This window comes from Enterobacter cloacae complex sp. 342H5, from assembly GCF_050030905.1.
GTDB lineage: Bacteria > Pseudomonadota > Gammaproteobacteria > Enterobacterales > Enterobacteriaceae > Enterobacter > Enterobacter intestinihominis.
Genome location: NZ_JBLGVB010000001.1, coordinates 4,143,361 through 4,156,876, shown reverse-complemented (window position 1 = coordinate 4,156,876; position 13,516 = coordinate 4,143,361). Strand labels below are relative to the sequence as shown.

Here is a 13,516-nt window from a genome sequence, read left to right as displayed (position 1 = left end):
TATTACTCTCAGGCTAATGATTACGTCCTACGCTTAATTGATGCCTTTCTCACCAGAGCGCACACTTTACTCAACGTTAAGCAAATCAGAATGATGTGCTGAATCAGGAGGTTAATAATGTTATCTGGGCAAACACCCACCCGGCAATGGAACACCCGACGCAGCGAGAAAGCGCGTCGTCTGGCGTCCGTACCGGTGCAGGGCAAGGTACTGCCAACCGGCGATCTTGTCGCCATGCTGGAAAAACTGATCGCACCAGGCGACAAAGTCGTTCTGGAAGGCAACAACCAGAAGCAGGCGGATTTCCTTTCCCGTTCACTGGCCGAAGTGAACCCGCAAATCGTGCACGATCTGCATATGATCATGCCGAGCGTGGGCCGCAGCGAACATCTGGACATCTTTGAGAAAGGCATCGCCCGCAAGCTCGACTTCTCCTTCTCCGGTACGCAAAGCCTGCGCATTTCGCAGCTGCTGGAGGATGGTCAGCTCGAAATCGGGGCGATTCACACCTACATCGAACTCTACTCACGTTTATACGTCGACCTTTCGCCAAACGTGGCGCTGATTGCCGGTTTTAAAGCGGACCGTAAAGGTAACCTGTACACCGGGGCGAGTACCGAAGATACCCCGGCGCTGGTGGAAGCCGCCGCGTTCCACGACGGCATCGTCATCGCACAGGTGAACGAGCTGGTGGACGACGAGTGCGACCTGCCGCGCGTCGATATTCCGGGCTCGTGGATCGATTACGTGGTGGTGGCGGACAAGCCGTTCTTTATTGAGCCGCTCTTCACCCGCGACCCGCGCCTGATTAAACAGGAACACATCCTGATGGCGATGATGGCGATTAAAGGCATCTACGCTGAACACCAGGTGCAGTCCCTGAACCACGGGATTGGCTTTAATACCGCAGCGATCGAACTGCTGCTGCCAACCTACGGCGAACAGCTCGGACTCAAAGGCAAAATCTGTAAACACTGGACTTTGAACCCGCATCCAACGCTGATCCCGGCCATCGAAAGCGGCTGGGTGGAGAGCGTCCACTGCTTCGGCGGCGAGCTGGGGATGGAAGAGTACATCCGCGCCCGTCCGGACGTGTTCTTTACCGGTGCTGACGGCTCCATGCGCTCTAACCGCGCCTTCTGTCAGCTGGCTGGTCAGTACGCGGTCGACATGTTTATCGGTTCCACGCTACAGGTTGATGGTTACGCTAACTCCTCAACCGTGACCCGCGGCCGTCTCTCCGGCTTCGGCGGCGCACCAAACATGGGCCACGATCCGCACGGTCGTCGCCACGCCACACCGGCCTGGCTGAACATGATCACCGAGCCTGACCCGATGCAGCGCGGTAAAAAGCTGGTTGTGCAGATGGTGGAAACCTTCCAGGCGGGCGTGAAGCCAACCTTCGTGGAGAAACTCGACGCCGTAGACGTGGCGAAAGCCTCCGGCATGCCGCTGGCGCCGGTTATGATTTACGGCGATGACGTCACCCACGTGCTGACGGAAGAGGGGATTGCTTACCTCTACCGGGCGAAAGATCTGGAAGAGCGTCGCGCCATGGTCGCCGCCGTGGCGGGTATCACCGATATCGGTCTGGGCGTTGACGCCAAACGCGTGGCGGAACTGCGCCAGAGCGGCAAGGTTGTGTATCCGGAAGATATGGGCATTCGTCGTACCGATGCCACCCGCTCTCTGCTGGCTGCGGGCAGCGTGGCTGACCTCGTTGAGTGGTCCGGCGGCCTGTATAACCCACCTGCGAAATTCCGGAGCTGGTAATGAAACTTCTGCCCCAGATCCAGGTTGAAGGCGGTGCCGAATGGCTGGCGCGAACCGCCACGCAGTGTCTGATTGACGAAGCACGTTTAAGCCCGAAGCCCGGTCTGGTGGACAGCCGGGGGAACGGCGCGCATCACGATTTATCGCTTGCGCTGATGGAGCGCTCCGCTCACAGCCTGACCCCCACGTTTCAGGCGCTGGCGCAACAGAGCTGGCAGCGTCCGGCGGATATTGCCCTCAGGCAAACCGTTGGCCGCCTGGGTCGTGAAGGCGAACGGCAGATGATGGCCGCTACCGACGGCGTGAACACACACCGTGGCGCGATCTGGGCGCTGGGATTGCTGGTGAGCGCGGTGGCGATGCTGGGCGGCGATGCCCGGGCGCAAACCGTCGCGAACACCGCCGCTCAGCTGGCGAAACTGCCGGATGACGCGGCGCCGAAAGTATTCAGCAAGGGGTTACGCGTCACGCACCGCTACCGTGTACCGGGCGCGCGTGAAGAGGCTCAGCAGGCGTTTCCGCACATCATGCAGCGCGCGCTGCCGCAGCTTCACCTCAGCCGTCTCAACGGCAGCAGCGAAACGCAGGCCAGACTCGACGCGCTGATGGCGATCATGACCTCGCTCACCGACACCTGCGTGCTGTCGCGCGCCGGCATGGAGGGGCTGGATGCCATGCAGAACGGCGCCCGTGCGGTGCTGAACGCGGGAGGATGCGCAACACTTGCGGGGCAGCAGGCGCTGGCGCGGTTAGACCGTCAGATGCTGACGCTTAACGCCTCGCCGGGCGGAGCCGCAGACCTGCTTGCCGCCACGCTGTTTCTTGACCGCGTCGAAACGCCCTATTCAAAGCATTAAGAGGATGTTATGGAAAAAATCACATTGACCGTGCCCGCCAGCCGCGAAGTAAGCGGCAGGGCGCTGGCAGGGGTAGTCGGTTCCGGGGATATGGAGGTGCTTTTCACCGCCGAACCGGGCCAGACCTTAACCATTGATATCACCACCTCCGTCGACAACAGCCGTGGGCGCTGGGAGGCGTTGTTCAATCGCCTGCAAACCGTCAGCAGCCTGCCCGCAGGTAAGCTGACCATCCACGACTTCGGCGCGACGCCGGGCGTGGCACGCATTCGTATCGAACAGGTTTTTGAAGGGGTGAACCATGCGTGATGACAGCAGCTTTATCGAATTAAAAGCGCGCCAGCGTGCGCAGGCGCTGCTCGACGACGGCAGCTACCGCGAACTGCTGGATCCGTTTGAAGGCATTATCTCTCCGTGGCTTGGGCCACAGGGGATTGTTCCTCAGGCCGATGACGGCATGGTAGTCGCGAAAGGGACCATCAACGGCCAGCCTGCAGTGGTGGTGGCGATTGAAGGCACCTTCCAGGGCGGCAGCATGGGCGAAGTGTCCGGTGCCAAAATGGCGGCGGCGCTGGAGCTGGCTGCGGAAGATAACCGCAACGGCATTCCGACTCAGGCGGTACTGTGCCTCGAAACCGGCGGCGTACGTTTGCAGGAAGCCAACCTTGGCCTGGCGGCGATTGCCGATATCCACGCCGCGATCGTTGACCTGCGTCGCTATACCCCGGTTGTCGGGATTGTCGCCGGGACCGTGGGCTGCTTCGGCGGGATGTCTATCGCCGCGGCGCTGTGCAGCTACCTGATTGTAACCCGCGAAGCGCGTCTTGGCCTCAACGGCCCGCAGGTTATTGAGCAGGAAGCGGGCATTGAAGAATATGACTCCCGCGACCGTCCGTTTATCTGGAGCATGACCGGCGGCGAAGTGCGCTATGAAAGCGGACTGGTGGACGCGCTGGTGGGCGACGGCGTGAACGCGGTGAAAGCCGCGATGAACGAGGCCATCGCCAAAGGCGTACCGGCGAAACATCGCACCGATAACTATGACGATTACCTGAACCGTCTGACGAATTTCGACACCCGCAAACAGGCCGATGCCGAACAGATTAAAGCGCTTTTTGCCCGGGAGGTGAAATGATGACTAACTCAATTAGCCGTGGCGAACTCTGGCTGGAAACTCTGGCCCCGAACGCGAAACGTCTGGAGGGGTTATGCCCGTCCGTGCAGGCGGCAGACGGCGAGCTGAACGGTGAAACGGTGCGCTTTGTCGCCGTGGTGCCGGACGCCAACAACCACTTCCCGCGCGCGGCGCAAGGGGAAGTGGGGCTGCTGGAGGGCTGGACGCTGGCAAAAGTGGTCAGCGAAACCGTCGCCGCTGACGCAGATAAAGCCGTGAAGCGCCCGATTGTGGCGGTGATCGATGTCCCAAGCCAGGCCTATGGCCGTCGCGAAGAGGCGTTTGGTATCCACCAGGCGCTGGCCGGCGCCGCTGCCGCCTATGCCAATGCGCGGCTGGCGGGGCATCCGGTGATTGGTCTTATCGTCGGTAAGGCCATGTCCGGCGCGTTTCTGGCGCACGGCTATCAGGCCAACCGCCTGATTGCCTTCAACGATAAAGGCGTGCTGATCCATGCCATGGGCAAAGAGTCTGCGGCGCGCATTACGCTGCGTACCGTGGAGGCGCTGGAAAAACTGGCGGCAACCATTCCGCCAATGGCGTACGACATCAGCAACTACGCCACGCTGGGGCTGCTCTCCGACCTGCTGGATATCAGCAACCCGGATGCCCCTTCCGAAAGCGATCTGACGCGGGTGAAAACTACCCTGCAACAGGCCATCAGCGACGCTCGTCAGGACACCACGTTGAAAAACCGTCTGGGTGCTGACAACCGCCGCAGCTCGGCGCTCGTACGTGAACGTATGCGAGCCAGCTGGTAAGTAAAAAGAGACCTGCCAGATGCATTACCCCGTGGGCGCGCCCGTTGCGTCCACGCGGGAACCTGCATCCTGAAAATAATAAACATCGCGCCAGTGCTTAAACTTTTTTACTACAGGTGATTTATGACTTACGTAATTGTTCATGCTCTTGCACCGATTTTCGTCATCATGCTGCTGGGATTCTGGGCCGGTAAAGCAAAGATGGTCGATAACAAAAATGTTTCCCTGCTGAATATCTTCGTTATGGATTTTGCACTCCCTGCCGCGCTGTTCAGCGCCACCGTGCAAACCCCGTGGACCGGCATTGTGGCGCAGTCGCCGCTGATCCTGGTGCTCACCCTGGCGATGTGGATCACCTATGCGGCCATCTACTTCCTCGCCACCAAAGTCTTTAAAAAATCTCCGCAGGATGCGGCCGTACTGACGCTGACCGTCGCCCTGCCAAACTATGCGGCGCTCGGCCTGCCGATTCTGGGCAGCGTGCTGGGTGAAAGTTCTTCTACTTCACTCTCCGTGGCGGTCTCCATCGCCTGTGGTTCGGTGCTGATGACCCCGTTCTGCCTGCTTATTCTGGAGCGTGAAAAAGCGCGCGCCGAGGGCAATAACTCCGGTTCAACGCTTTCCATGCTGCCGGTGCTGATGTGGCGCTCCATTAAAAAACCGATCGTGATGGGCCCGCTGCTGGGGGTGATCCTGTCCGCTATCGGCATCAAAATGCCGGAGCTGGTACTGGCGGCGATTAAACCGCTGGGACTGTCCGCGACCGCTGCGGCGCTGTTCCTGACCGGGGTGATCCTCTCCGCGCGTAAGCTTCAGATCAACACCATGGTGATCACATCCACTATCGCCAAGCTGCTGATCCAGCCAGCGATTGCCTGGGGTATCGTTTTAATCTTCGGTCTGCACGGCTCCGTGGCGATCACCGCCATCCTGATGATTGCGCTGTCTGCGGGCTTCTTTGGCGTGGTGTTCGGTAACCGCTTTGGCGTGCAGTCGCCGGATGCTGAAGCCGTGCTGCTGTTGAGCTCCATACTGTGTATCCTGTCGCTGCCGCTGTTTATCTCGCTGACTTCAGGAATGTAATCATGACCGCAACATTACGCCCACACGACCTCATCTGGCTTACCGCGCGCGACGCCCTGGAAGGGATTACCGAATCCTGGGCAGACGCGGCCTGGCATACCGGGCTGCCGGTAGTGGTGCGGCGTGATGTTGATAATGAAGGCCGTATTCCCGTTGGCGTGCGCGGATTGCGCCGCGACCAGCGGGCGGCCGGATGGGTGAAACCTGAGAACGTGTTGCGCGTGGTGTCGCCCGAAGAGTTGAGCGTTGCCGCCGACCTGCTGCGTTCGCCGTTTGTCACTCAGCCGCCGGTTCAGGTGGCGCTTCAGCTTGCGCAGCAGTCGTGGCCGTGGACGTGGGGGATAACCGGCAGTACGGGTTACGCGCTGGCGACCGGCATTCCGGTGATCCACGCCGATAGCGATCTCGATCTGCTGATCCGCGCCCCGCGTACCGTTTCCCCTGAGGCGTTTACTGACTGGCAGGCTCAGCTCAGCCGTGCGTTGTGCCGGGCGGATACGCAGGTGGACACGCCCGAGGGCGGATTCGCGCTGGCAGAATGGTTACGCGACGGCAAAACGCTGCTAAAAACGCAATGTGGACCGCGCCTGGTAGCGGATCCATGGCACAGGGAGGAGTAATGAAAATACTGTTTACCTTTCCGGGGCAGGGCACACAGCACGAAGGTATGCTGCAAAACCTGCCGGGAACGGAGCTGGAGCAGGCCCGTGCTGTGCTGGGGGCGGAAGTCGATACCCTGGACAGCGCATCCTCGTTAACCCACACCCGTGCGGTTCAGCTTTCACTGCTGATTGCCGGCGTGGCCTGGGCGCGCGAGCTGGAACGTCGCGGCGTGTCGCCGGATATTGTCAGCGGTCTGTCCATTGGCGCTTATCCTGCGGCGGTTATCGCAGGCTCGCTGGACTTTACGGATGCGCTGAAGCTGGTGGCGCTGCGCGGTGATTTGATGGAGCAGGCGTATCCGCACGGCTACGGCCTGACGGCGATTATGGGGTTGACCCTGCCGCAGGTGGAAAACCTGATTCAGGGGACTGGAACCTATATCGCTAACCTGAACGCCGAAACGCAGATCGTGATTGCCGGAACCGATGACGGTATGGCGCAGGTGGCGGAGCGCGCGCTGGCGAAGGGTGCAAGCAAGGCCAAACGGCTGGCGGTGAGCGTGCCATCGCACTGCGCGCTGCTGGCGGAACCGGCGAAGAAGCTGGCAGCGGCGTTTGAATCGGTCACGCTTTCCCGTCCCCGCTGCGCGTACCTGAGCGGCAGTACCGGACGCGTGCTCTGGCAGCCGGAGAAAATTGCCGACGATCTGGCAATGAACATGGCGCGAACCGTGCGCTGGCAGGAGGCGGTGATTTCCGCTAACGAGCGTGAAGCGCGGCTGGCGATTGAGATGCCGCCGGGAGGCATATTAACCTGCCTGACGCGGCAGGCGGCGTGGGAAGGCGAATCCATTTCGCTGGAGCGCAGCGGGGTGGACGTGGCGGTGCATCTGGCGGGGCGGCTTCGTGCGTGAGTTTTTTTGCCCGGTGGCGGCTGCGCCTTACCGGGCCTACGGGTTCGGTTGTATTATTTTGTAGGCCGGGTAAGACGCAACGCGTCGCCACCCGGCAAGGCCTCAGGCTCCGTCCTGCAAACTTCTGGCGTACATCCGCCCTTCCGCGGCCAATGCTCGCAGGCTCGGATCCTGCTCGCGGTTGCGGGCGAAGACGATCGCAATCAGCTGCTGCATCTGGTACGGCTGTGCCAGCTTCAGTAGCTGCACCGAATTTTCGTACACTTTCTTCATCCTGCCCGGCATCAGCGTAAACCCGACCCCCGCCTGTACCAGGCTCAGCATCGAGAAAATATCGTTTACCCGCGTCACAATCTCCGGCTCGAAACCGGCAATATGAAACGCTTCCTGAAACCCGGCGTAAGTGGCGAACCCTTCCGCGAGGGCGACAAACTTCTGATCTTTATAGTCACGCAGATCGGCGGGACCGCTGGTATTCAGCGTGGCAGAGGCCGGTGCGGCAAGGAAAATATCGTCATGGAACAGGGGCAGCACTTCGAGGCTGTTACGGTCGATATCGCTCTCGGAGATAGAGATTAAAATCGCATCCAGCGACCCCTCATCCAGCATATGGAGCAGGGTTTCGTTCGAGCCCATCGTCAGATCCATCTCCAGATCCGGACGGCGCAGCTTCATGCCCATTATCAGGCGCGGCACGGTTTCCAGCGTCAGCGAGTAAAGCGTACCGACGCGCAACCGTCCCTGGCCGATACCGGCAATCTTGCGCGACTCTTCCAGCCCGCGCTCCATCACCTGCATCACCTCCTGACAATACTCCAGCAGCGTCCATGCGGAGGGGAGGGCAATCAGGTTACGCCCTTTGTGAGCAAAGAGCGGGCAGCGGACGTTCTCTTCGAGGGTATGCAGCGCGCGGTGCACGCTGACACCGCTCAGGCCGAGCGTTTCGGCGGTACGTGCGATATTGCCCTTGTCCATGAACGTCATGAAGATGCTGAGCTTACGGAATGTAATCTCGCTCGTGGTATCGAAGCCCATAACCCTCCCGGCGTGTTAGTCGGCTTGCAGCATCGCTTCCAGCTGTTCCTGCGCGTCCAGCCATGCCATTTCGCACTCTTCGAGACTGGATTTGGTTTTCGCCTGCGTTTGCAGACAGTCCGTCAGCTCCGCTTTGCGGCTCTGATCGTACAGTTCGCTGTCGCCCAGCTTCTCTTCGACGGCGGCAAGCGTGGCGTTAAGCTTTTCCATCTCTTTTTCGAGGCGGGTAATCTCTTTACGCAGCGGCTGAGTCTGGGTGCGCAGTTCCGCTTCACGGCGCTTCTGGTCTTTACGCGCCTGGGCGCTGTTGGCGTTGTCTTTCGCTGACTCTTCCGGCTGGTTTTCCTGCTTCTGCACGTCCGTCAACCACTGCTGGTAATCTTCCAGATCGCCGTCGAACGGCTCCACTTTGCCGCCGTGAACCAGATAGAGATCGTCGGTGGTGGAGCGGATCAGGTGGCGATCGTGCGAAACGACAACCAGCGCCCCTTCGAACTCGATCAGCGCTTCGGTCAGCGCCTGACGCATGTCGAGATCGAGGTGGTTGGTCGGTTCATCGAGCAGCAGCAGGTTTGGACGCTGCCAGACGATCAGCGCCAGCACCAGACGCGCTTTTTCGCCGCCGGAGAAACGCGCTGTATTTTCAGTCACCTTATCGCCCTGGAAGCCAAAGCCGCCGAGGTAGTCGCGCAGCTTCTGCTCCATCTCCTGCGGCGCCAGGCGCGCCAGGTGCTGGATCGGCGATTCATCGGCGCGTAAAAATTCCAGCTGATGCTGAGCGAAGTAGCCAAGCTTGATGCCCTTCGCCAGCCCGATTTCGCCGCTGACCGGGTTAAGCTCGCCCGCCAGCAGCTTGATCAGCGTCGATTTACCGGCGCCGTTACGCCCCAGCAGACCGATGCGTGAACCCGGCACCAGGTTGAGCTTGATAGAGTCGAGAATAATGCGATCGCCATAGCCCGCGCTCACTTTTTCCATCTTCAGCAGCGGGTTCGGCAGGCTCTCCGGCTCGCGGAAGCTAAAGTGGAACGGGTTATCCACGTGCGCGGGGGCGATCATCTCCATGCGTTCCAGCATTTTGACGCGGCTCTGCGCCTGCTTGGCTTTTGACGCCTTGGCCTTGAAGCGATCCACAAAGCTTTGCAAGTGCGCCACGCGCTGCTGCTGGCTTTCATACATCGCCTGCTGCTGGGCGAGGCGCGTCGCGCGCTGGCGCTCGAAAGAGCTGTAGTTGCCGGTGTACTCGAACAGGCTTTGCTGTTCGATATGAATGATTTTATCCACCACCGGGTCGAGGAAGTCGCGGTCGTGGGAGATCAGAATCAGAGTGCCCTGATAGCTCTTGAGCCACTTCTCCAGCCAAATAACCGCATCGAGATCGAGGTGGTTGGTCGGTTCATCGAGCAGCAGGAGGTCAGAGCGGCAGATCAGCGCCTGCGCCAGGTTAAGGCGCATACGCCAGCCACCCGAGAAATCGCTCACCGGGCGTTCAAGCTGTTCGTTGCTGAAGCCCAGGCCGTGCAGCAGGCTGGAGGCGCGGGAGCGAATGGTCCAGGCGTCGATGGCGTCCAGCTTGCCGTGGACGGTGGCGATGGCGTGGCCGTCGTTGTGCTCGTTGGCGGCGTTGAGCTCCGCTTCGAGCTTGCGGTATTCACGGTCGCCGTCGATAACATAGTCGAGCGCCGGTTCGCTCAGCGCGGGGGTCTCCTGGTTTACCCAGGCGAGCTGCCAGTTGCCCGGGAAGGTAAAGTTCCCGCCATCCGCGCTTATCTCGTTTTTCAGCAGTGCCAGCAGGGTGGATTTACCGCAGCCGTTTTTGCCGACCAGCCCCACTTTCTGGCCCGGGTTGATGGTAGCAGTCGCGTTATCCAGCAGGACGCGCACGCCGCGACGAATTTGTAACGAGGAGAAAACAATCATAGAAGCGCCGTATGTTCCGACTATGTTAATTTGTCATTATGATAATGTAAGGTGTGGGCCAATTTCCCCACCGGGCCGCCATGGTAGCCCAAAACGACAACAATACACAAAAACAGAACCGGGAGGGGAGTGATGTCTCAGACAGCGAAAGTGCTGCTGCTGTATGCCCATCCGGAATCACAGGACTCGGTGGCAAACCGGGTGCTGCTTAAGCCGGCCACACAGCTCAGTAACGTAACGGTGCACGATCTCTACGCGCACTATCCCGATTTCTTTATTGATATTCCTTACGAGCAGGAACTGCTGCGTCAGCACGACGTGATTGTGTTCCAGCATCCGCTTTATACCTATAGCTGTCCGGCGCTGCTGAAAGAGTGGCTGGACCGCGTGCTGAGCCGGGGCTTTTCCAGCGGGGTGGGGGGCAACCAACTGGCGGGAAAGTACTGGCGGAGTGTCATCACCACCGGTGAGCCGGAAAGCGCTTACCGTCACGACGGGCTGAACCGTTACCCCATGAGCGACATTCTGCGGCCGTTTGAGCTGACGGCGGCGATGTGCCGTATGCACTGGATGAGCCCGATTATTATCTACTGGGCACGGCGGCAGGATCCGAAAGCGCTGGCGAGCCATGCCAGGGCCTATGGCGAATGGCTGGCGTCACCGATTCCGGCGGGAGGACGCTAATGGACGGTTCGAATTTACTCCTCGCCGGGGTGCTGTTTTTGTTTGCCGCCGTCGTCGCGGTCCCCCTTGCCGCGCGTCTCGGCATTGGCGCGGTGCTGGGCTATTTGCTGGCGGGGATAGCCATTGGTCCCTGGGGGCTTGGGTTTATCAGCGATGTGGATGAAATTCTCCACTTCTCTGAACTGGGCGTGGTGTTCCTGATGTTTATCATCGGGCTTGAGCTTAATCCGTCCAAGCTGTGGCAACTGCGGCAATCTATTTTTGGCGTCGGGGCGGCGCAGGTATTGCTCAGCGCCGCCATTCTGGCGGGCCTGCTGATGCTGACGCAGTTTTCCTGGCAGGCGGCGGTGATTGGCGGGATCGGTCTTGCGATGTCGTCGACGGCGATGGCGCTTCAGCTGATGCGCGACAAAGGGATGAACCGCAACGAGGCGGGGCAACTGGGCTTTTCGGTGCTGCTGTTCCAGGATTTAGCGGTGATCCCGGCGCTGGCGCTGGTGCCGCTGCTGGCAGGCTCCGGAGACGATCATTTCGACTGGATGAAGATCTCCATGAAGGTGCTGGCCTTCGCGGGGATGCTGATCGGCGGACGGTTTTTACTGCGTCCAGTGTTCCGGTTTATTGCGGCATCCGGCGTACGCGAGGTCTTCACCGCCGCAACGCTGCTGCTGGTGCTTGGTTCAGCGCTGTTTATGGATGCGCTGGGGCTGTCGATGGCGCTCGGGACGTTTATCGCCGGGGTGCTGCTTGCGGAAAGCGAGTACCGCCACGAGCTGGAAACCGCCATCGATCCGTTTAAGGGGCTGCTGTTAGGGCTGTTCTTTATCTCGGTGGGTATGGCGCTTAATCTTGGCGTGCTCTATACCCATCTGCTGTGGGTTATTGCGAGTGTCGCCGTGCTGGTGGCGGTCAAAACGCTGGTGCTGTATCTCCTCGCGCGGATTTACGGGCTGCGCAGCTCGGAAAGGATGCAGTTTTCCAGCGTGTTAAGTCAGGGCGGAGAGTTTGCGTTTGTGCTGTTTTCCACTGCGTCGTCTCAGAAGCTGTTCAAAGATGACCAGATGGCGCTGCTACTGGTGACGGTCACGCTGTCGATGATGACCACGCCGCTGCTGATGAAGCTGGTGGACAAACTGCTGTCGCGCCGCCTGAATCCCGCAGACGATGAAGACGAAGCGCCGTGGGTGGAAGATGATAAACCGCAGGTGATCGTCGTGGGCTTTGGCCGCTTCGGACAGGTGATTGGTCGCCTGTTGATGGCAAATAAAATGCGCATTACGGTGCTGGAGCGCGATATCAGCGCCGTCAACCTGATGCGCAAATATGGTTATAAGGTGTACTACGGGGATGCGACGCAGCTTGAGCTGTTGCGCTCGGCGGGCGCAGAGGCTGCGGAGTCCATCGTCATCACCTGTAACGATCCGGAAGACACAATGAAGCTGGTGGAGCTGTGCCAGCAGCATTTCCCGCATCTGCATATTCTGGCGCGTGCGCGCGGACGTGTTGAGGCTCACGAACTTTTGCAGGCGGGTGTGAAACACTTCTCCCGCGAAACCTTCTCCAGCGCGCTGGAGCTGGGGCGCAAGGCGCTGGTTTCGCTGGGTATGCATCCTCACCAGGCGCAACGCGCCCAGATGCATTTCCGCCGGCTGGATATGCGAATGCTGCGTGAACTGATGCCTGTGCACAGCGACACGGCGCAGATCTCCCGCGTGCGGGAAGCGCGTCGCGAACTGGAGGAGATCTTCCAGCGTGAGATGCAACAGGAACGACGCCAGCTCGACGGCTGGGATGAATTTGAATAAAGGGTAACGAAAGATGGCTTTACGTAAACGCTTTATCGCGGGCGCAAAATGCCCGTCCTGCCAGGCGCAAGATACGCTGGCCATGTGGCGGGAGAATAATATCGATATTGTTGAATGTGTTAAGTGCGGTCACCAGATGCGTGAGGCCGACAAAGAAGCCCGCGATCACGTTCGCAAAGAAGAGCAAGTGATCGGCATTTTTCATCCAGACTAGCGATATGCTCTGAGTTTTTTTAAGCTTAAGGGTACACGGGTGCAGAATTCCGCTACAATCTGCGCCAGCAATTTTCCCACGCTCAGGAGATATCATGAAAGTAGCAAAAGACCTGGTGGTCAGCCTGGCCTATCAGGTACGTACAGAAGACGGTGTGTTGGTTGATGAGTCTCCGGTGAGTGCGCCGCTGGACTACCTGCATGGTCACGGTTCCCTGATTTCCGGCCTGGAAACGGCGCTGGAAGGTCATGAAGTTGGCGACAAATTCGACGTTGCTGTCGGCGCGAACGACGCTTACGGTCAGTATGATGACAACCTGGTTCAGCGCGTTCCTAAAGACGTGTTCATGGGCGTTGACGAGTTGCAGGTTGGCATGCGCTTCCTGGCTGAAACTGACCAGGGTCCGGTTCCGGTTGAAATCACAGAAGTTGAAGACGACCACGTTGTGGTTGACGGCAACCACATGCTGGCTGGTCAGAACCTGAAGTTCAACGTAGAAGTTGTTGCTATCCGTGAAGCGACCGAAGAAGAGCTGGCTCATGGCCACGTTCATGGTGCGCACGGTCACGACCATGACCACGATCACGGCCACGACGGCTGCTGCGGTGGTCACGGCCACGATCATGGTCATGACCACGGCCACGGTAAAGGTGGTTGCGGTAACGGCGGCTGCGGCTGCCACTGATTCCGTACT

14 protein-coding genes are annotated in these 13,516 nt (G+C 59.7%); 12 read left to right on the top strand and 2 right to left on the bottom strand.

Features of this window, described 5'->3' with window-relative positions; genetic code table 11:
* The first annotated feature begins 117 nt into the window (after window positions 1-117).
* From mdcA to mdcH, 8 genes are all read left to right on the top strand, one after another.
* On the top strand, window positions 118-1,773 hold the full coding sequence (mdcA, locus tag ACQG03_RS19930) for a malonate decarboxylase subunit alpha (RefSeq protein ID WP_023298766.1): 1,656 nt from the start codon (window positions 118-120) through the stop codon (window positions 1,771-1,773).
* On the top strand, window positions 1,773-2,630 hold the full coding sequence (locus tag ACQG03_RS19925) for a triphosphoribosyl-dephospho-CoA synthase (protein WP_022649605.1): 858 nt from the start codon (window positions 1,773-1,775) through the stop codon (window positions 2,628-2,630). The genes mdcA and ACQG03_RS19925 overlap by 1 nt, the downstream gene beginning before the upstream one ends.
* A 9-nt stretch (window positions 2,631-2,639) precedes the next feature.
* Window positions 2,640-2,939: a malonate decarboxylase acyl carrier protein gene (gene mdcC / locus ACQG03_RS19920; protein ID WP_000411786.1), complete on the top strand. Its 300-nt coding sequence runs from the start codon at window positions 2,640-2,642 to the stop codon at window positions 2,937-2,939.
* Window positions 2,932-3,765 carry a biotin-independent malonate decarboxylase subunit beta gene (locus ACQG03_RS19915; protein ID WP_003861672.1) on the top strand — a complete coding sequence of 278 codons (834 nt, stop codon included), beginning with the start codon at window positions 2,932-2,934 and terminating at the stop codon, window positions 3,763-3,765. The genes mdcC and ACQG03_RS19915 overlap by 8 nt, the downstream gene beginning before the upstream one ends.
* A complete protein-coding gene (mdcE, locus tag ACQG03_RS19910; protein WP_003861675.1) occupies window positions 3,765-4,565 on the top strand; it encodes a biotin-independent malonate decarboxylase subunit gamma in 801 nt (266 codons plus the stop codon). Before ACQG03_RS19915 ends, mdcE begins: the two co-directional genes overlap by 1 nt.
* Window positions 4,566-4,688: 123 nt before the next feature.
* On the top strand, window positions 4,689-5,648 hold the full coding sequence (locus tag ACQG03_RS19905; RefSeq protein ID WP_023307100.1) for an AEC family transporter: 960 nt from the start codon (window positions 4,689-4,691) through the stop codon (window positions 5,646-5,648).
* Window positions 5,649-5,650: 2 nt separating this feature from the next.
* Window positions 5,651-6,268 carry a malonate decarboxylase holo-ACP synthase gene (locus ACQG03_RS19900; protein ID WP_063149302.1) on the top strand — a complete coding sequence of 206 codons (618 nt, stop codon included), beginning with the start codon at window positions 5,651-5,653 and terminating at the stop codon, window positions 6,266-6,268.
* The gene (mdcH, locus tag ACQG03_RS19895) at window positions 6,268-7,164 is read left to right on the top strand and encodes a malonate decarboxylase subunit epsilon (protein WP_022649600.1); all 897 of its coding nucleotides are present in this window, start codon (window positions 6,268-6,270) and stop codon (window positions 7,162-7,164) included. Before ACQG03_RS19900 ends, mdcH begins: the two co-directional genes overlap by 1 nt.
* 102 nt (window positions 7,165-7,266) lie before the next feature.
* On the opposite strand, the gene ACQG03_RS19890 is transcribed toward mdcH, so the two are convergent.
* Both ACQG03_RS19890 and ACQG03_RS19885 read right to left on the bottom strand, forming a co-directional pair.
* Window positions 7,267-8,199 (bottom strand): LysR substrate-binding domain-containing protein, encoded by a 933-nt coding sequence (locus ACQG03_RS19890; protein WP_022649599.1) that lies wholly within the window; start codon window positions 8,197-8,199, stop codon window positions 7,267-7,269.
* A gap of 15 nt (window positions 8,200-8,214) precedes the next feature.
* Window positions 8,215-10,119: an ABC transporter ATP-binding protein gene (locus ACQG03_RS19885; RefSeq protein ID WP_063163901.1), complete on the bottom strand. Its 1,905-nt coding sequence runs from the start codon at window positions 10,117-10,119 to the stop codon at window positions 8,215-8,217.
* 132 nt (window positions 10,120-10,251) lie between these two features.
* Between ACQG03_RS19885 and kefG the strand changes: the two genes are divergently transcribed.
* From kefG to slyD, 4 genes are all read left to right on the top strand, one after another.
* Window positions 10,252-10,803 carry a glutathione-regulated potassium-efflux system ancillary protein KefG gene (kefG, locus tag ACQG03_RS19880; RefSeq protein ID WP_003861686.1) on the top strand — a complete coding sequence of 184 codons (552 nt, stop codon included), beginning with the start codon at window positions 10,252-10,254 and terminating at the stop codon, window positions 10,801-10,803.
* A complete protein-coding gene (gene kefB / locus ACQG03_RS19875; protein ID WP_003861688.1) occupies window positions 10,803-12,608 on the top strand; it encodes a glutathione-regulated potassium-efflux system protein KefB in 1,806 nt (601 codons plus the stop codon). The genes kefG and kefB overlap by 1 nt, the downstream gene beginning before the upstream one ends.
* Window positions 12,609-12,621: 13 nt before the next feature.
* Window positions 12,622-12,822 (top strand): YheV family putative zinc ribbon protein, encoded by a 201-nt coding sequence (locus ACQG03_RS19870; protein ID WP_022649597.1) that lies wholly within the window; start codon window positions 12,622-12,624, stop codon window positions 12,820-12,822.
* A gap of 94 nt (window positions 12,823-12,916) precedes the next feature.
* Entirely contained in the window at window positions 12,917-13,507 is a 591-nt protein-coding gene (gene slyD, locus ACQG03_RS19865; RefSeq protein ID WP_003861691.1) for a peptidylprolyl isomerase, read from the top strand.
* Window positions 13,508-13,516: the final 9 nt, after the last annotated feature.